The sequence below is a fragment of the Mesorhizobium sp. M0293 genome, from assembly GCF_040321735.1.
Classification (GTDB): Bacteria; Pseudomonadota; Alphaproteobacteria; order Rhizobiales; family Rhizobiaceae; genus Mesorhizobium.
On record NZ_JAMYSA010000062.1, the window covers coordinates 1 to 18,428 of the forward strand.

The following is an 18,428-nucleotide window of genomic DNA, read 5'->3' on the forward strand; positions in this document are numbered from 1 at the left end:
CGCCCCCCCACCCCCCACCCCCCCCCCCCCCGTGGGCCCCAACACCCACATCAGCTTCATGCAACCCCCCCCCCGCCCGCCCGCCCCGCTTCTTCATATCGTACAGGGATTTTCCTCGCCGCTACTGGCTTGCTGCAGGTGCCGGATGGTCTCCGAAGATACCGCGCTGGCTGACCTGAATGCCGGCGGGGCCCAGAATGATTGCGAAAAGCACCGGCAGGAAAAACAGGATCATCGGCACGGTGAGCTTTGGCGGCAAGGCGGCGGCCTTCTTCTCGGCTGCATTCATGCGCATGTCGCGGCTTTCGGCGGCAAGCACGCGCAGTGCATGCGCCACCGGCGTGCCGTAGCGCTCCGCCTGGACGAGTGCCTGCGACACCGACTTGACCGAATCCAGGCCGGTGCGGCTTGCCAGGTTCTCGTAGGCCTGCTTGCGCTCCGGCAGATAGGAAAGCTCGGCGTTGGTGAGGATGAATTCTTCCGCCAGCGCTACCGATTGCGCGCCGATCTCGTCGGCGACCTTGCGGAGTGCTGCTTCCACCGACATGCCCGATTCGACGCAGATCAGCATCAGATCGAGCCCATCCGGCCATGCCATCTGGATCGACTGCTTGCGCTTGGTGGCGCGGTTGTTGACATAGATGACCGGTGCGTAGAAGCCGCCATATGCAACGAGGATGCAGACGAACAGCCTGATGACCAATGGCTTGTCGGGCAACCCTCCGAGCACGAAGATGTAGATTGCGGCCAGCGCGAAACCGACAAAGGGAAGCACGAGACGAAAGAAAAGAAAACGTGTCAGCGGATTCTGGCCGCGAAACCCGGCCACCTTGAGTTTCTGCAACGTGCCCTCATCGGCGAGCGCGCGCCTCAGATCCAGCCGGTCGACAATGTTGCGCATACCAACCGACTGTTCCTCGCGCAGGCCCTTGCGACGGCGATCCGCCTCGACTGCTAGCCGGGCGCGCTGTTTGGCACGCAGTTCGTCGCGTTCCAGCGCGACGGTTTTCATGCGTAACTTGAGCTGGTTTCCGCCAAACGCCGGCAGCAAGGTGACGGCGGTCGCAAACACCGCTATTGCGACCAGCAGCGCGATCAGGAAGCTCGGATCCGTCAGGGTTTTGATGACTTGCTCGGTCATGCCAGCATCCTAGACTTCGAAGTTCATCATCTTGCGCATCACCAGGATGCCGATCGACATCCAGACCGCCGAGCAACCAAGGATCAGATTTCCGACGCTGGTGGTGAAAAGCGGCATGAGATAGGCCGGGCTCGACAGGTAGACGAGAAAGGCGACGATGAAGGGCAGCGCACCGATGATCGCGGCGGACGCCTTCGCTTCCATCGACAGCGCCGCGACCTTGGCTTTCATCTTCTTGCGATCGCGAAGCACGCGCGAAAGATTGCCCAGCGCCTCGGAGAGATTGCCGCCGGCCTGCGACTGAATCTGGATGACGATGCCGAAGAAGCTTGCCTCCGTGCAAGGCATGGTTTCGGGCATGCGCAAGGTCGCATCGGGGATCGAGAGGCCCATCTGCTGCGAATCGACGATGCGACGAAACTCGGTCTTCACTGGCTCGGGCGATTCGTTGGCGATCAGGCGTACGGCATCGTTCAGCGGCAGGCCGGATTTGACCGCGCGCACGATGATGTCGAGCGCGTTCGGAAATTCGTTGAGGAACGCCTTGACCCGGCGGGCGCGACGGAACGAGACGAACCAGCGCGGCAGGCCCAGCGCTCCGGCCAGCAGCACGCCCGGCAAGGCGAGCATCGGTGCTCCGGCCACAAAGGCGGCCATCGTCAAAACGAGGCCGCATACGGCGGAATATATATAGAAGCGCTCGATGGTGGTCTTCAGGCCGGCCTGACGGAGTTGGGCTTTCAGCGGCGGCTTTTTGACGGCGCTGTCCTTCGTTCTCTGCTTTGCGTCGAGTTCGTTGAGCGAGTCCTGAACCGACTTGCGCCGCTTGGTGGCTTCCGCCACGCGGTCGCGCGAAGCCTTGACGACCGAGCGATCCGTCTCGGCGGTCCTGATCGTTTCGAGCCGCTTGCCGACCTGTTTCTCGTTGCTGATCCGGGTGAACAGAAATGCATAGGCGACGGCGCCGGCGCTGAAGCCGGCGAGCACGACAAACGCCAGTACTGTGCCGTCAATTCCAAACATTGGCCCGAACCCTTACGCCCCAGGATGCGTCAGTCAGCGCGTTTCTCCATCGCCTCGAGCGCAATGGCGAGGCGCTGCTCCTCGCCATAGTAGCGGGCCCGCTCCCAGAAATGCGGCCGACCGATGCCGGTCGATACGTGCTCTCCCAGCAGCCTGCCATTGGCGTCCTCGCCCTTGATGTTGTAGAGGACGATATCCTGCGTGATGATGACGTCGCCCTCCATCCCGATCACCTCGGTGATGTGGGTGATGCGGCGCGATCCGTCGCGCAGACGCGCCGCCTGGATGATCACGTCGATGGAACCGACGACGATTTCGCGCACTGTCTTCTGCGGCAGCGAATAACCGCCCATGGCGATCATGGATTCGATACGGTTCAGGCATTCGCGCGGACTGTTCGAGTGGATCGTTCCCATCGAGCCGTCATGGCCGGTGTTCATCGCCTGCAGAAGATCGAACACTTCGGGTCCGCGCACTTCGCCGACAATGATGCGCTCGGGCCGCATGCGCAGACAGTTCTTGACCAGGTCGCGCATCGTCACCTCACCCTCGCCCTCCAGATTGGGCGGACGGGTTTCAAGGCGCACGACATGCGGCTGCTGCAATTGCAGCTCGGCCGAGTCCTCGCAGGTGATGACGCGTTCCTCGCGGTCGATGTAGTTGGTCAGGCAGTTGAGCAGCGTCGTCTTGCCAGAGCCGGTACCGCCAGAGATGACGATGTTGCAGCGAACACGGCTGATGATCTTGAGAACTTCGGCGCCCTGCGGTGAGATGGCGCCGAACTTGACCAGCTGATCGAGCGTCAGCTTGTCCTTCTTGAATTTGCGGATGGTGAGCGTGGCGCCGTCGATGGAGAGCGGCGGCGCGATGACGTTGACGCGGGAGCCGTCGGGAAGGCGCGCGTCGCAGATCGGGCTGGATTCGTCGACACGGCGGCCAACCTGGCTGACGATGCGCTGGCAGATGTTGAGGAGCTGCTGGTTGTCACGGAAGCGGATGCCGGTCTGTTCGACCTTGCCGTTGACTTCGATGTAGACGTTCCTGGAGCCATTGACCATGATGTCGGCGATGTCGTCGCGTGCGAGCAGCGGCTCGAGCGGCCCATAGCCGAGCACATCGTTGCAGATGTCCTCGAGCAGCTCTTCCTGCTCGGCGATCGTCATCGCGAAATTCTTGATCGCGATGATGTCGTTGACGATGTCGCGGATTTCCTCGCGCGCGCTTTCAGGATCAAGCTTGGAAAGCTGCGACAGATCGATGGTGTCGATGAGCGCGGAAAAAACCTGGCTCTTGGTGTCGTAGTACGTTTCGCTCTTTTCGCGCTGTACCCGCTTTGGTTCAGGCGCCAATGGCGGTGCCTCGACCGCACGGCGCACCGGCGGCGCGACAGGTGCGCTTAGCGCAGCCGCGGGCCGAGCCAGAACCGCCGTGTCCGCGGAACTTGCAGCTGGCGGCGCAACAGGCGCCGGTGCCGGCTGGCGAAATTCCGGCGTGAACCGGTTGCCGTCGTCGTTGCCTCTTTTACCAAACATGATCGACTACCGATTCCACTGCTGAAGCGTCACTTCTTGTTGCGCGAGAGCTTGCCGAGCAGGTTGCCGAGCCCGGCCTTCTTCTTGACCTTGATTTCGCTGCGCCCGGTCAGCACATGCGCCATTTCGTTGATTATCGCGACAACCGGGTTCTTGGCATCCATTTCGCCGAGCATGCGTCCGTTGTTGGCGGCATTGCCGAACAGCAACGGATCAAAACCAATGACCGACATCGGCGACAGGCCGAGCGGCTCGGCGAAATCGGACGGCGAAATCTCCGGGCGCTTCGGGACGCCGGCCTGGTTGATGATCAGCTTCGGCGGCGGGTCGTTGGGACGAAGCCGTTTGAGCATGTCGACGAGGTTCTTGGTGTTGCGCAGATTGGCCAGCTCCGGCGTCGCCGTGATGACGACTTCGTCGGCCTTGACCAAGGTGTTTTTGGTCCAGCCCGTCCAGGCATGGGGAACATCGAGCACCAAAAGCGGCACGCTGCGCTGAGCGGTGTCGATGAGCTGCGCGAAGGCCTCGGGATCGAAATCATAGACCCGTTCGAGCGTCGAAGGCGCTGCCAGCAGTGACAAATGCTCGGCGCATTGGGTCAACAACCGATCAAGATAGACTTCATCGATGCGCTCCGGTGAAAACACCGCCTCGGCGATGCCTTGCGCCGGATCCTGGTCGAAATTGATGTTGGCTGTGCCGAAAGCCAGATCGAGATCGGCGACGACCACTTCGGATTTGAACAGGGAGGACATCGCCCAAGCCACATTGTGGGCAATCGTCGAGGAGCCGACACCACCCTTGGCGCCGACAAAAGCGATCGAGCGGCCGAGCGGCTCGGCTTCCGGATCGATGAAAATCGACGACACCACGCTGACGATGTCGGCCATCGACACCGGTGCGATCACATATTCGGAAATGCCGTTGCGGATGAGTTCGCGGTAGAGACCGACATCATTGTAATGACCGATCACCACCACCCTGGAAGTCGGATCGCAATATTCCGAGAGTTGGGCGAGTTGCTCCAGCAATTGCTTCGGCTCGCTGCGCGATTCCAGCAGGATCAGGTTGGGCGTTGGCGCCGATTGGTAGAATTCGATGGCGGTAGGGACGCCACCCATATGGACCTTGAGATGCGCCTTCGTCATGCGGCGATCCTCGCCGGCGCGCTCGACCGGATTGGCAACGCCCTCGGTCTCGCAAAATGCCTGGATCGAGATGCGCGGGATCGGCCGCAACGCCTGCATCGCGGCGATATCCTGTTGCGAGGTATCGCTGCCGTCCACCGGGGCATCGTAGGCAAGGTTGCTCATCGTCATGCTCTTTTCCGTGGCCTGTTCAATCCGAGACTGGCGGCTCAGTACGTCACTTCCGAATTGCCGAGGAACTCGTCCGAAATGCCTCTTGCACGATAGACATCGATCACCGCGCCGCGATTTTCAGCATCGATTGTGGAGGGTTTGCGCGGGCCGAGCAGATCGGCCGGATTGGCCATCTGGGAGGCAAGATTGTTCTGATAGGAGCAGCCGAAATCGGCATAGTGCTTGTTTTCCGACGTATCGACGAGGTCGTCGGGCCAGCGTCCGCATTTGTCGGTCTGGGCTCTCACCGAGATATAGGAGACGCGAACCGGGGCGGATGTCTCGCTCGAGCCGGCCTGATAGGAGACCACGACGATGCGGTTGCGCTTGATGCCGCTGGCGACTGCGAGCCTGGCGAAATCACGGCCGGCCGCCGTCGCGGCAATCTCATTGGCCGATCCGCTCGGGACCTGGATCGTCAGCGTCGGGGCGGCGCTCTTGTCATAGCCGTCGAGGAAGCCAAGAAGCGTATCGCGCTGCGAGCCGGTCATGCCGCGGTCACCGGCCCCGACAGGCAGGTCGATCTTCTGATTCTTCTCCGCGATCACGATTGGATGGTTGGTGCGATAGTCATCCGGGATGGCGCCAACCGTGATGCTGTCGCGATGGGCGCAGCCGGCGAGCAGCGCCGCCACTGCAACCGCCACGACCGGAACGGCTCGCCGGCAGACCTGCGAACTGCCAAGGCGCATCCTAGTGGCGATGGTGCTTGCCTTCAATGCTGACTGAGACATGTCCGCTTCCCCGCTTACTTGTAGATGAAGCCGACGACGCCGTGGTAGCGGCCGTTAGGCTTGTCGGTCTGCATAGTGCCGTAGACGCGATTGACGCGGCCGAGGAACATGGCGGCGCCGTCGCTGGCGGCGTTGAAATTGTCGTCCGGCTTGGCAAGGTCGTTGCGCGCCACCGGCTTCACCAGATAGGGCGTGATGATGATGACGAGCTCGGTCTCGTTGCGCACGAAGTCCCTGCTGCGGAAGAGCGCGCCGAGCACCGGTATCTTTGTCAGCCCAGGCAATCCGTTGACGGCTTGCCTGACATCGTCGCGAACCAGGCCGGCGATCATCATGGAGCCGCCAGATGGCAGTTCCACCGTTGTGTCGGCAAGTCGCTTGCGAAGCGAAAGGGCGTTCATGCCGGCACTCGTCACGCCTTCGGACAACGATACGGATCCCTCGGTTGTTGGCTCGGAAACCGAGGTTCGTACTTTCAGGCTTATGCGGCCGGGAGACAACACTACCGGCTGGAATTCCAGGCCGATGCCGTACTCGATCTTTTCGACGGTGTAGGTCTTCAACCCAGTCTGGTTGTCGGTGGATACCTTCTGGTCGACATTTGTCACCATGTTGTATTCACCACCGACCTTGAAGGTCGCCTTCTCCCCAGACACGGCGGTCAGGGTCGGCTCCGCCAAGGTCTTCATGACCCCGGACTGCTCCATGGCGTTGACATAAGCCTGCAGCCCCGACGCGCCGATCTGAAAGCCCGAATTCGACAGTTGCTTGCCGAGACCGGTGAAATTGTCGCTGATCGCGCCATAGCTGATGCCGTTGCTGCCACCGCTGCCGACCATGTTGACGCCGAGCTGCTTCATCACCGAACGGCTGACTTCGGCGACCGTCACCTTCAGCGTGACCTGATCGTCGCCGATGATCTGGAGCAGGTTGACGATCTTGCTGGTTCGGCGCTCCTGGTCCGGATTATTGATGTCGACACCGCTCTGGGCCGAACCGCCGGCCGCGGTCTGCGAATATTGGCCCGTCGTCGCTTCACCGCCCGAAACGAAGATCGTCGCCAGGTCGACCGCGCGTTTTGCGTCCAGCGGCGTGTCGACCGTTCCGGTCAGGACGACGTTGTCATTCAGCAGTTCGACCTTGATGGCCGACGTCGGCAGGAAGCGCCTGATATAATCCTCAAGGCCAGCAACGTCGCGTTCGACGGCCAGATCCAGGCTGACGATCTGCTCGCCATTCGGGCCAAAGACAAAGATGTTCGTATCGCCGACCGCCTTGCCGAACAGGTAGATGCGCCTTGCGGTGCGGGTCACCGCATCGGCCACCGCCGGGTTGGCGACGAGAATGTCATAGGCATCGCTCGGCAGGTCGATGACCACCGACTTGTTGAGACCCAGCTTGACGCGCTGGGTGGCCGTCGATGCCGTGACCTGCGCGTTCTTTGCTTCGACAACGCTGCCTTGCACATTCGTTCCGACGAGCAGCAGGCCGAATGCCGCGGCTGCGATTGCCGGCAGTTTACCACTTAGCCTCATTTCCTTGCCCCTACTTCGGAAACTTCGCCCGACTTGATCAGCCTCACAGTTCCCCTGCGGCCATTGCCGGAAACGAGATAGTCGGCCTCACCCAGATTCTTTTCCTGCGTGTCGGCGACCGCGCGCAGTGCCAGGGTCAGGCGATCCGCCATTTGTTGGGCGACGGTGATGATCTCTGCCTGCTTGGGCGTCAGTTCCAGCGTGGCGGTCTGGCCCACCCTGGTTTTCTTGCCTTCCTCGTCCTCCTGAATGGTCTGGTCGATGGCCAGGACCCGGATGTTCTTGAGGATGGTCTCAGTGTTGAAACCGGCGCCAGCGGCGCTGGCATCGGCCCTGCGAGTCATGATGACATCGACGAAATCGTTCGGAAGAATAAAGCCGCCGGCCGACGTGTCGGCCGAGATGGCCGTAGCGACCGCCCGCATGCCGGAAGGCAGGATCGACGACATGAAGCTTTGCCCCTCGCCAATCAGCTTGGAACGCCGCAGAGGCTCTCCGGCATACATCGCCACACGGGCAATGGAACTTTTCAGCTTGTCCAGCGCCTCTGGCTCGGCGGCGCGGGTGATGAAATTCGCATTGACGCCGTCGGCGGGCCAGGATTGCCAGGCGACGTTGTTTTCGATCGGGTTGCCCATCGGAACGTCGCCCGAAAGCACAAGCACGTCCTGCAGAGCCACCGCCGGGGCCTGGGGGCCGGAATCGACGACGACCTGTGGCGGCGGTGCCACCATGTTTTTCGCGACATAGCCTGCGCCACCCGCCGCGGCCACCGCCACGCTCAGAATTATCAATCGCGATGCTGGCATCTGTCCGAACCCCTGCCCTGGCAAACCACGTAGCCAAGCCGGACTTTGCAGCGGCAATCGTCAAAACAAGGTTAATGTAATACTTACGATCGTGATTAATTTAAGGTTTACATAAATTAGCCGGAATGTGGCCTGGCCGGCCAAAATGGCCGGGCCGGCCTGTTGAGAACCGGTTGCGGCAATGCTGACAGACAACGAAATTAAATCGCGCTCAGGCCGACAGCCTGGTGAGCGCCCATACCATCAAAGGCGAATCCGGATAGGTCAGCAACCCACCAAGGCCGAGCGCTACGCCGTAGGGAACACCTTTTGCCTCGTCAGCGAAATGACGGAGAAACGGATTCTGGCCAGTAACAGCGGCAAGCAGTGACTTCCGGTAGAGGATGATAGCGAGCGTCAGCAGGCCACCGATGATTGTCGAGGCGACAAGATACTCGACGAGATTCACATTGAGACCCATCCACATCGCGGTGGCAGCCAGAAGCTTGGCGTCGCCGCCGCCCATGCCGCCCATTGCAAACAGCCCGAACGTCACGGCCAAGACCAGGGCGCCAGCGGCGAAATGTCCGCCATAGGCCGCCCAGTCCATACCCGTCAGCGGCGCGACCAGCGCGAAGACAACGACAAGCAGCACCGGCACGCGATTGGCGATCGTCATCGACAGCATGTCGGAGATCGCCGCAAACAGCATGCAGAACGGAAAAACGACGAAGATCAGGGCTTCAAGCATCGGCGCCATGCCTATTGTCCGATTTCACGGGGCTCAATCTAGGCATGTTCGATTAACGATTGATGAGGCCCGGAACGAAAAGACGACTGATGTCGGCAGCGGCATGGAAAAAGGGCCGCCACGTGGCGGCCCTTTTCCAAAACGTAATCCAGCGCTCGGCGATAAGGCCGATCAGCTGCGCGTCGTTCAAGGTGCGTCGTTCAAGCGATCGCCGATGTTGGTGAACTTAGCGTTGAGCGCAGTGCCAAGCGTGCCGGCGCCAGTGATGATGGCGAGCGCGATGAGAGCGGCGATCAGACCATATTCGATAGCGGTCGCGCCGGATTCGTCCTTCACAAAACGTGCGATGAGATTAGACATTCGAGAGCTCCTACTCCACGTGTTACAGCACTTCCGTCAACTTCTGTGATGGTTGATCGGATGCTGCCAATCTAGGGAGAAGCTCTTTCGATCGGCTTAATAAACAGCCTTACCGATTCCTTTCCCGGTTCGAACACATTGCGTGGTTAACTTCGGGCTAAAGTACCGCCTAACCTTCCAGATCGGGGTTTGGTGGGCTTGCGACGCCGGCTGGACCGCGTCTCGCGGGCGGCCTTGTCGAGCATTAGACCATTGGCAACATCGCGCGCTTAACCGTTGGTTCACCAATCTCGTTCATGTTCCGTTGATCAGTCTGCCTGCGTGGAGCGCCTCAATGGCCCAGCCGAGATCGTCAATCGTGATTGCCGCGCTTCTTGCCGCCACGACCTTCGTCGCGCCAGCCATGGCCGGCGCCGGCATCGAGGTCACGATGAACCAGGCTAAGATCGTCAAACTGTCGCGTCCCGCGGACACGATCGTGGTCGGCAACCCGGCAATCGCCGACGCATCCGTGCAGGACGCCTCGACGATCGTGCTGACCGGCAAAGGCTTCGGCGTCACCAATCTGGTCGTGCTCGACACCGACGGCAGCCCGATCGTCGACGAGCAGGTTACCGTCGTGCGGCAGGCCGCCTCGTCCGTGCGTATTTATCGGCGCGCCGAAATACAGACGATGTCCTGCACGCCTTATTGCGAAAGCTCCTACAAGAGCGATGCGGAGAAGTCCTCCGAAGCGGAGATGAGCGTCGCCCGGTAGGATGGTGTAGCCGAATGCCGTTCAGGTTATCGGCTGGTTAAAACGCCAGCGCCGACTTTAACGGTCATTCGAACCGGACCTCAATTGGTTTGCGCTAATGCTCCTTCCGAGACCGCATAGAGATCGGCAGGATCAGACATGAGCAAGGAATTCGGCTCCGCAAGCGAACACAAGGCGAGACGCCCAAGGTTTTTCGCCCGTTTTCTTCGCGACCGGCGCGGCGCCACGGCAATCGAATTCGCGATCCTTTCAGTCCCGTTCGCATTGCTTGTCTTTGCCATTCTGGAAAGCTGCATCTCGTTCGCCGCCCAGGAAGTGATGGCCAACATCACCGACGATGTCGCGCGCCAGTTGCGCACCGGCCAGTTAAAGGCAGCCACCGTCACTGAAGACGGGTTGAAGACCACGATCTGCAACAAACTGCAGATCATCGTCGCCCAGGATTGCAAGCTTCAGCTGCTGGTGGACCTTCGCCAATATGCGACATTCGCCGACGCGGCCTTGGCCGGCTTCAAGATCAAGGACAACGATGTCAAGCTGACGAACGGCACCACCGAGCAAAACTTTGTCGTTACGGCGGGTGCGGCGGAGTCGCGGAACATGCTTCGGGTCTTTTACAAATGGCCCATCATGACCGACCTGTTGGCCCAGTCGATGGGCGGCAACAAGACTCTGCATTTCGCGTCCGTGACCTGGCAGAACGAGCCGTTCGACAACTGAGTTCGAGGCGGATGCGCGAGCAGTAAAAGAAAAAGGGCAATGGGCATGATGCGTGCGGGGGCACATCTTGGGACTACGGGAATTTGGCGGAAAGCAAGTCGATTCTGGTCCGATCGCCGCGGCATCGCGGCGGTCGAATTCGCCTTGATCATGCCTATTCTGCTGATCATGTATCTTGTGACAATGGAGGCGTCACAAGCCATAGAGACCAGCAAGAAGGTCAGTCGTATCGGCAGCATGGTGGCTGATCTCGTCACCCAGCAGCCGACCGCCGACCAGGCGACTCTCAAAGCCATCATGGAGATCGGTTCCGTCACCCTTCAGCCCTACACCCGCTCGAAACCGAAAATCACCATCACGGCAATACAGGTCCCGACCGACATAACGAGGCCGCTGCAGGTAAAGTGGTCGCGCCAGCTGATCGATGGCCGCGACGGCGCTGGCCCTACCACCACCACAGTTCCACCAAAACTCTTGGTCGCCGACACCTTCCTCATCCGCGTCGACAGCATTCTCACCTACAAGACGGTCCTGGGCCTTGGCTTGGGCTCGACTTTCAACAACCTATCGATGAGCGAAACCTACTATCTGCGTCCGCGCAGAAGCGCGACGATCCCTTGCACCAACTGTTGAACCGAGACGCCGCCAGGCGGTTCGAAGGGCGTTGCGGACGGAGTTCTATTGCCGCGAACCACTGCCCGAGACGAAGCGCACGATAGAAGCCGCCATCTCGTAGTCCTTCGGCGCGACGATAGCGAAGCCGCCGGAATGCTCCGATTCCAGGAGGTCGTAGATATCAGGCGTGGTCGACTTGAGGTTGGTGAGGAACACGGTGAGCCGGCGCTTGGCTTCCGGGTCGAGATCGCTGCGCACCGCGTGGGGGCCATATCTCAGCAGGCCCGACGACCATACGACCCGAAGTGCCGCCGCCGAAAGCCCTGCCGCTTCAAGCCTTGCCTGCGTACCCGATGCTTCCCGCTGGCCGTCGGCAACGGCCGTCACCCAGCCGAACAGGCCATCGGCCTTGCCATCGACCAGCATCGTTTCGGCTGCCGCGGCCGAGTCGGCATGGACCAGAAACGGTGCGTCTTCCGCGACCTTGCGACCTTCTTCGGCCAAGGCCGCCAATGGCAAGAGAGAACCGCCGACGCTGTCCAAAGGCGCCATGGCGATGCGATGGCTCTCCATAGCCGCCAGGTCGGGCGGCTTGCCGTCCCGCGTCAGCAGAACGGAGCGGATGCCGATCGCGCCGTCGGAATCGACCGGAGCCACAAGCGGCTCGATACATAAGCAGCGCTGCGAAGCTGTCGCATAGGCGGTCGCCGAATAGATCGCGTATTCGATGCGGGCATCGGCCTGCGCCTCGATCAACGCGGCATAGTCACGCGCAACGACAAACTCGACCTTCATGCCCAAGGCCTTGGTGTAGGCGTCGGTCAACACAGCCAGCCCCGGAACGGTGTTGCCGGCGCCTGGCTCGGCAACGATGCCGATGCGAAAGGTGCCGATATCATCACGCCAGTCGGCATGCGCCGGATTGGACCAGAACGCGACCTGAACCAGCATGAGGGCAGCAGACGCCTTCAGCGCAACGCTCATGACAAAACCGCCGTCTGTTTTTCTAGACCCATGCCCATGTCCGTCGCATCGTTGCGACACGCCTTCTTGTTTGTGCATGTCGTTGCCCAAAACCGCTGCATCAGACGACGTCACTGGACTATCACGCCTAGCCGTTGCCGTTTGGTTTCCGAATTGCCAATGAAGTCGCGGAACCCTATGTCTGGTCGTTCAAACTGGCAACAACTCGATGGCGCGCGCTTTCCTCTTCGTTCTGGACTCCTTCGGCATCGGCGGCGCGGCCGACGCAGACCGCTACGGCGATGCCGGCGCCAACACATTCGCCCACATCACAGAAGCCTGTGCCGAAGGCCGCGCGGATCGCGAAGGGCTTCGCAGCGGACCGCTGTTTGTCCCCCACATGGCCTCACTCGGGCTTGGCAAGGCTGCCGAAACGGCGACCGGACTGGGCTTTGCCAGCAGCGGGCCGGATCTGCTTGCCACTGCCTTCCACGGCGCGGCGCAGGAGGTTTCGAGCGGTAAGGACACGCCGTCGGGCCATTGGGAAATCGCCGGCCTGCCGGTGCGCCTGGACTGGGGCTATTTCCCGGATACGGTTCCCGCCTTTCCGGCTGAACTGACCGAGGCGATGATCCGCGAAGGCAAGGTGCCGGGCATTCTCGGCAATTGTCATGCGCCGGGCACCGAGATCATCGAGCGCTTCGGCGAGGAGCACATCCGCACCGGCAAGCCGATCTGCTACACGTCCGTCGACTCGGTCCTGCAGATAGCCGCGCATGAAGTCCATTTCGGCCTCGAGCGGCTCTATGAATTCTGCAAGGTGGTGCGCAGGCTGGTTGATCCGCTGAGGATCGGACGGGTGATCGCGCGGCCGTTCGTCGGCGAAACCACCGCCACTTTCGAGCGAACCTACAACCGTCATGACTACGCCGTGCCACCGCCGGAGCCGACCCTGCTCGATAGGCTGACGGCGCGTGGCAGCCGTGTCATCGCTGTCGGCAAGATCGGCGACATCTTCGCCCACCGTGGAATCTCGGAAGTGCGCAAAGGGGCGGGCAACATGGCGATGTTCGACGAGGCGCTGGGCGCGATGGACGATGCCGGCGGCGGCGATCTCGTCTTCGCCAATTTCGTCGACTTCGACACCGAATTCGGTCATCGCCGCGACGTTGCAGGTTATGCTGCCGCGCTCGAAGCCTTCGACCGGCGACTGCCTGAGGCATTTGCAAGGCTGCGGCAGGGCGATCTTCTCATCCTGACGGCCGATCACGGCAACGATCCGACCTGGCAAGGGACCGATCATACGCGCGAGCGCATTCCGGTGATCGGCACCGGACCGGGTTTCAAGGGCGGCGACATCGGGTTGAGAACGACATTCGCCGACATCGGTGAAACCGTGGCCGAGCATCTTGGGCTGGCGCACGGCCGTTACGGCACTTCTTTTTATGCGGCGATTGGCGGTCATGCCTGAATTGCCGGAGGTCGAAACCGTCCGGCGCGGACTGCAGCCGGTTCTGGAAGGCGCCACCATCGCCCGTGTCGAGGCGCGCCGACCGGATTTGCGCTTTCCATTTCCCGAGAAATTCTCGCAGCGGCTGACCGGCAAGACGATCACGGCACTCGGCCGCCGGGCCAAATATCTGACGATGGATCTGGAAGGCGGTCCCGTGCTGATCTGCCATCTCGGCATGTCGGGCTCATTCCGCATCGAGACGGCGGACGGCAGCGGCATGCGCGGTATCTTCCAGCACGACCGCTCGAAGAACTCCAATCACGACCACGTCGTCTTCCATGTCGTATCTCCGGCAGGCGCCCGATCCCGCGTGATCTTCAATGATCCGCGCCGCTTCGGCTTCATGTTGTTTGCGGAAGGGCCGCCGGACGTTCATCCAATGCTGGCCGGGCTCGGCGTCGAACCAACGGGCAACACGTTGGACGGCATGCTGCTTGCCTCGTTGATGAAAGGGCGGCGATCACCGCTGAAGGCAGCGCTTCTCGACCAGAGGCTGATCGCCGGGCTCGGCAACATCTATGTGTCGGAGGCGCTGTGGCGCGCCAGCCTGTCGCCGCTGCGCGAGGCGGGCACGATCGCCAAGCCCGGAAAGAAAGCCAAGGCCCAAAGCGAACACCTCGCCGAAGCCATTCGCTCGGTGATATCAGATGCGATCGCGGCTGGCGGGTCCTCATTGCGGGACTATATGCAGACCGACGGGTCACTGGGCTATTTCCAGCACTCCTTCGCCGTCTACGACCGTGAAGGAGAGGCCTGCTCGAAGCCCAGCTGCGGTGGCCACATCGAACGGATCGTGCAGAGCGGCCGATCGACCTTCTATTGCCGGACATGTCAGCGGTGAGTTAGACGAGCGCGAGCGAGGAGAAGCAGCCATGACCTATGAAACGATCATCACCGAGACGCATGGCAAGGTCGGGCTGATCAGGCTGAACAGGCCGCAGGCGCTCAACGCGCTGAACTCGCAGGTCCTGACCGAAGTGGTCGCTGCCGTGAACGGTTTCAGCGCCGATGCCGGTATCGGCGCCATGGTCATCACCGGTTCGGAAAAAGCTTTCGCCGCCGGCGCCGACATCAAGGAGATGCAGTCGATCTCCTATGCGGACGCCTACGCCCAAGACTTCTTTGTCGGTTGGGAGGAGCTTACCCGGGCGCGAAAGCCTGTTATCGCCGCGGTAGCAGGCTATGCGCTCGGCGGCGGCTGCGAACTGGCGATGATGTGCGATTTTATCATCGCCGCCGATACGGCAAAGTTCGGCCAGCCCGAGATCACGCTCGGCGTCATTCCAGGCATGGGCGGGTCGCAACGGCTGACCCGCTTCGTCGGCAAGGCGAAGGCGATGGACATGTGCCTGACCGGGCGGATGATGGATGCCGCGGAAGCCGAGCGTTCGGGTCTGGTGTCGCGGGTCGTGCCTGCCGGCGACCTTGTCGAGGAGGCGCTGAAGGCGGCAGCCAAGATCGCCAGTTTCTCGCTGCCATCGGTGATGATGGCAAAGGAGGCTGTCAACCGCGCCTTTGAAACGACGCTTGCCGAGGGATTGCGATTCGAGCGCCGCCTGTTTCACTCGCTGTTTGCACTGGACGATCAGAAGGAAGGCATGGCGGCGTTCGCCGAGAAGCGGAAGCCGAATTTCACCAACCGCTGACGCCAATCCTTCGGCTACGAAGAAGAAGGCCGTTGGCCGCCAAAAAGAAGGCCAGGCAGCGTTGACGCGCCGGAAAAGCTGAACTATAAGCCGCACCAACCGAGGTGGCCCCGTGGCTGCCCGTATGTTTTTTGCGCCCTGCGGCATCCCGCATGCGCCCACCAGATCAGAAGAGAGGCATCATGGCCAATACATCCTCGGCCAAAAAGGCAACGCGCAAGATCGTACGCCGCGCAGCGATCAACAAGAACCGCCGCTCCCGCGTCCGCACCTATATCCGCCAGGTCGAAGAGGCACTTGCCTCCGGTGACAAGGCCGCCGCGCAGGCTGCCTTCAAGATCGCGGAGCCGGAATTGATGCGCGCCGCAACCAAGGGCGTGATCCACAAGAACACGGCGTCCCGCAAGGTGTCGCGACTGGCTCAGCGGGTCAAGGTTCTGTCGGCCTGACATTACGTCCCTAGACTGTCGTTCTTTCGAACCCGGCCGTTTGTGCCGGGTTTTTTCGTTTGCCGGCAAGCACTTAAAAAGAATGTCCGGAAACGGCGTCTTATGCGGATTTCACCATTAGGAATACTTTGCCGGCATATGCATGCCTGCTGTTGGTCGGCATGCTTGAAAAGGACTGACCTGAAGATTCTTGGCTATCAGAAATAGTCTATATTTTTCAGATGCTTACAGGCGGTGATCCACAGCTTGTCCACATAGAGCCGGGGCGATGGGGGACAAGTGGCTGTCAAGTAAAATATTTCAGAATATTTCGCGCCGCGCCGGGTTTTTCATATTCGCCGGAAAAGGGTTTGAATCACAATGGCTTTGTTAAAATGTGCCGTTGCGGCACGCCATTCGAACCCGCCTCCACTGACCAGATTCCTTAAAAATCCGTTAGACGTGGTCTTGCCCTATCCACAGCGATTTCGGTAATGTCGATCTATCGAAAGGGACGGGCCTCTGGCCCTTAACCCAGCCTGAATCGGCCAGCTTAAATTGGCGGGATTTGCAACGCGGATCAAGTCCGCGGACGGGTTTGGTTTGTCTTTTTCGATACGGTAGGGGACTGGCGTAACTAGACATGGCAGGTAGACAGCGCGCCGGCGCTCTTTTCGCCGGACGGCTTTGTATTGCCCTGACATACCCAACGCGGACTGGCTTCCATGAGCCGGCACCGGTTCCCCCGGATAATGGGCGACGTTCATCTGCCGGCGGCCGCAGCGGACATCGTAGCAAAGACGCAGTCGCCGGAACCGGATGCAGGAGGCGCATCCCCGGTGGAAAACAGGTACGGAAGGACAAGGAAAAGATCATGCAGAGCGGCATCGAAAGGGAGCTTGCGAGCGACCTCCCATTTCCTGGAACTTTGATCGGAGCAAACGGCATGGCGGTGTCCAGCGACGCGGAACAAAAATTCGACCGGGTCAAGACCCAGTTGAAGGCGCGCCTGGGAGCCGAAGTCTATTCGAGCTGGTTCGGCCGCATGAAGGTCGCGGAAGCTTCCAAGGGCATTGTCCGCATCTCGGTGCCCACCGCCTTCCTGCGCTCATGGATCAACGGCCACTATCTCGACCTCATCTCCGAGCTGTGGAAGCAGGAGGATCCCGATCTCCTCAAGATCGACATCGTCGTGCGCACGGCGACCCGTCAGGGACGCAGCCAGGCCGAGCCGGAGGCGGTGCCGGCACGCAAGATGACGCGGCAGACGCTGACGGCGCTTGCCGCCGGCACGGTCAGCCCCGGCCGGACAGAGCGTGCACCGGTTCCGCGTCCGGGCACACCGGTCGAGAGCGAATTCCGGCACAATGTGCTGGGGTCACCGCTAGATCCTCGCTATACATTCGGCTCCTTCATCGAGGGACCGTCGAACCGGGTGGCCTTCGCCGCCGCCAAGGCAGTGGCGGAATCGCAGTCGAGCGCGGTGCGCTTCAACCCACTTTTCCTTCACGCGACCGTCGGGCTCGGCAAGACACATTTGCTGCAGGCCATCGCCGCGGAATCGCTCAAGCAGAATCCCAAGTCGCGCGTCGTCTATCTCACGGCCGAGTATTTCATGTGGCGTTTTGCCACCGCGATCCGTGACAACAACGCGCTGACGCTCAAGGAACAGCTGCGCGACATCGACCTGCTCATCATCGACGACATGCAGTTCCTGCAGGGCAAGTCGATCCAGCATGAATTCTGCCACCTGATCAACATGTTGCTCGACAGCGCCAAGCAGGTCGTCGTTGCCGCCGACCGGCCGCCGTCGGAACTGGAGTCGCTCGAACCGCGGGTCCGTTCGCGCCTCAATGGCGGTGTCGCGCTTGAAATGTCGGCGCCCGATTTCGCCATGCGCCTTGGCATGCTCAAATTGCGCCTTACCACCGCCAGGGTCGATGATGCGTCGCTGAACATTTCGGAAGAGATCCTCAATCACGTTGCCCGCACCGTGACCGGCAGCGGACGCGAACTGGAAGGCGCATTCAACCAGCTGCTGTTCCGTCAATCCTTCGAGCCGCAGATCACCATCGATCGGATCGACGAGATACTCGGCCACATCTATCGCACCGGCGAACCGAAGCGGGTCCGTATCGAGGACATCCAGCGCATCGTCGCGCGCCACTACAATGTGTCGAAGACCGAATTGCTGTCCAACCGGCGCACGCGCACCATCGTCAAGCCGCGGCAGGTGGCCATGTACCTGTCGAAGGTGATGACGCCGCGCTCGTTGCCCGAAATCGGACGGCGTTTCGGCGGCCGCGATCACACCACGGTGCTGCACGCCGTGCGCAAGATCGAGGACCTTTCCGGCAACGACAACACCCTGGCGCAGGAACTCGAGCTCTTGAGGCGGTTGATCAACGACCAGGCCTGACCGGTTCGGGCGAGCCCGAACCGGAACAACACCGGAATTCAATGGCTTGCCAGGGCGGGCCGGTGCCCGGAATGGGCTCGCGGCGCCACCTGGAAGCGACCCGAATTTCGGTTTTACAACACCGGCTCGCGGGCTACGTGCC

At 61.1% G+C, this 18,428-nt stretch carries 18 protein-coding genes and 1 pseudogene; 9 read left to right on the plus strand and 10 right to left on the minus strand.

All coding sequences use genetic code 11. The features are described 5' to 3' along the window. Nucleotides 1-121: 121 nt before the first annotated feature. The 9 genes from NKJ06_RS22045 to NKJ06_RS22085 form a co-directional block, all read right to left on the minus strand. Nucleotides 122-1,141 carry a type II secretion system F family protein gene (locus NKJ06_RS22045; protein WP_352629675.1) on the minus strand — a complete coding sequence of 340 codons (1,020 nt, stop codon included), beginning with the start codon at nucleotides 1,139-1,141 and terminating at the stop codon, nucleotides 122-124. 9 nt (nucleotides 1,142-1,150) lie between these two features. After that, nucleotides 1,151-2,164 (minus strand): type II secretion system F family protein, encoded by a 1,014-nt coding sequence (locus tag NKJ06_RS22050; protein ID WP_352629677.1) that lies wholly within the window; start codon nucleotides 2,162-2,164, stop codon nucleotides 1,151-1,153. A gap of 29 nt (nucleotides 2,165-2,193) precedes the next feature. Then, nucleotides 2,194-3,696, minus strand: coding sequence for a TadA family conjugal transfer-associated ATPase (locus NKJ06_RS22055; RefSeq protein WP_352629680.1), 1,503 nt, complete (start codon nucleotides 3,694-3,696; stop codon nucleotides 2,194-2,196). A gap of 29 nt (nucleotides 3,697-3,725) precedes the next feature. Next, nucleotides 3,726-5,015, minus strand: coding sequence for a CpaE/TadZ family protein (locus NKJ06_RS22060; RefSeq protein WP_352629681.1), 1,290 nt, complete (start codon nucleotides 5,013-5,015; stop codon nucleotides 3,726-3,728). 38 nt (nucleotides 5,016-5,053) lie between these two features. Beyond that, nucleotides 5,054-5,791, minus strand: a complete 738-nt coding sequence (locus tag NKJ06_RS22065) for a CpaD family pilus assembly protein (protein ID WP_352629683.1) — start codon at nucleotides 5,789-5,791, stop codon at nucleotides 5,054-5,056. Between the two features lie 14 nt (nucleotides 5,792-5,805). Then, entirely contained in the window at nucleotides 5,806-7,326 is a 1,521-nt protein-coding gene (locus NKJ06_RS22070) for a type II and III secretion system protein family protein (RefSeq protein WP_352629685.1), read from the minus strand. Next, complete coding sequence (gene cpaB, locus NKJ06_RS22075; RefSeq protein WP_352629687.1) at nucleotides 7,323-8,135, minus strand: Flp pilus assembly protein CpaB; 813 nt, start codon at nucleotides 8,133-8,135, stop codon at nucleotides 7,323-7,325. The genes NKJ06_RS22070 and cpaB overlap by 4 nt, the downstream gene beginning before the upstream one ends. Nucleotides 8,136-8,346: 211 nt before the next feature. Beyond that, the gene (locus tag NKJ06_RS22080) at nucleotides 8,347-8,865 is read right to left on the minus strand and encodes an A24 family peptidase (RefSeq protein ID WP_352629953.1); all 519 of its coding nucleotides are present in this window, start codon (nucleotides 8,863-8,865) and stop codon (nucleotides 8,347-8,349) included. Nucleotides 8,866-9,051: 186 nt separating this feature from the next. Next, a complete protein-coding gene (locus tag NKJ06_RS22085; protein WP_352629689.1) occupies nucleotides 9,052-9,225 on the minus strand; it encodes a Flp family type IVb pilin in 174 nt (57 codons plus the stop codon). Nucleotides 9,226-9,559: 334 nt separating this feature from the next. Here NKJ06_RS22085 and NKJ06_RS22090 point away from each other — a divergent pair, with 334 nt between their 5' ends. From NKJ06_RS22090 to NKJ06_RS22105, 4 genes and pseudogenes are all read left to right on the plus strand, one after another. Next, complete coding sequence (locus NKJ06_RS22090; RefSeq protein WP_352629691.1) at nucleotides 9,560-9,982, plus strand: pilus assembly protein N-terminal domain-containing protein; 423 nt, start codon at nucleotides 9,560-9,562, stop codon at nucleotides 9,980-9,982. Nucleotides 9,983-10,120: 138 nt separating this feature from the next. Beyond that, nucleotides 10,121-10,270, plus strand: a pseudogene (locus NKJ06_RS22095) (TadE/TadG family type IV pilus assembly protein); the annotation flags it as partial. A 30-nt stretch (nucleotides 10,271-10,300) separates the two neighbouring features. Continuing rightward, the gene (locus tag NKJ06_RS22100) at nucleotides 10,301-10,702 is read left to right on the plus strand and encodes a pilus assembly protein (RefSeq protein WP_352629967.1); all 402 of its coding nucleotides are present in this window, start codon (nucleotides 10,301-10,303) and stop codon (nucleotides 10,700-10,702) included. Nucleotides 10,703-10,747: 45 nt separating this feature from the next. Then, a complete protein-coding gene (locus NKJ06_RS22105; protein ID WP_502905646.1) occupies nucleotides 10,748-11,335 on the plus strand; it encodes a TadE/TadG family type IV pilus assembly protein in 588 nt (195 codons plus the stop codon). Nucleotides 11,336-11,380: 45 nt separating this feature from the next. On the opposite strand, the gene NKJ06_RS22110 is transcribed toward NKJ06_RS22105, so the two are convergent. Next, nucleotides 11,381-12,301, minus strand: coding sequence for a phosphate/phosphite/phosphonate ABC transporter substrate-binding protein (locus NKJ06_RS22110; RefSeq protein ID WP_352629695.1), 921 nt, complete (start codon nucleotides 12,299-12,301; stop codon nucleotides 11,381-11,383). A gap of 208 nt (nucleotides 12,302-12,509) precedes the next feature. Between NKJ06_RS22110 and NKJ06_RS22115 the strand changes: the two genes are divergently transcribed. From NKJ06_RS22115 to dnaA, 5 genes are all read left to right on the plus strand, one after another. Then, nucleotides 12,510-13,751: a phosphopentomutase gene (locus NKJ06_RS22115; RefSeq protein WP_352629697.1), complete on the plus strand. Its 1,242-nt coding sequence runs from the start codon at nucleotides 12,510-12,512 to the stop codon at nucleotides 13,749-13,751. Then, complete coding sequence (gene mutM / locus NKJ06_RS22120) at nucleotides 13,744-14,634, plus strand: bifunctional DNA-formamidopyrimidine glycosylase/DNA-(apurinic or apyrimidinic site) lyase (RefSeq protein ID WP_352810595.1); 891 nt, start codon at nucleotides 13,744-13,746, stop codon at nucleotides 14,632-14,634. Before NKJ06_RS22115 ends, mutM begins: the two co-directional genes overlap by 8 nt. A 31-nt stretch (nucleotides 14,635-14,665) precedes the next feature. Beyond that, nucleotides 14,666-15,439: an enoyl-CoA hydratase gene (locus NKJ06_RS22125; RefSeq protein ID WP_352629701.1), complete on the plus strand. Its 774-nt coding sequence runs from the start codon at nucleotides 14,666-14,668 to the stop codon at nucleotides 15,437-15,439. 182 nt (nucleotides 15,440-15,621) lie between these two features. After that, a complete protein-coding gene (rpsT, locus tag NKJ06_RS22130) occupies nucleotides 15,622-15,888 on the plus strand; it encodes a 30S ribosomal protein S20 (protein WP_013533694.1) in 267 nt (88 codons plus the stop codon). A gap of 853 nt (nucleotides 15,889-16,741) precedes the next feature. Further along, complete coding sequence (gene dnaA / locus NKJ06_RS22135) at nucleotides 16,742-18,286, plus strand: chromosomal replication initiator protein DnaA (RefSeq protein ID WP_352810596.1); 1,545 nt, start codon at nucleotides 16,742-16,744, stop codon at nucleotides 18,284-18,286. The last annotated feature ends 142 nt before the right edge of the window (nucleotides 18,287-18,428 follow it).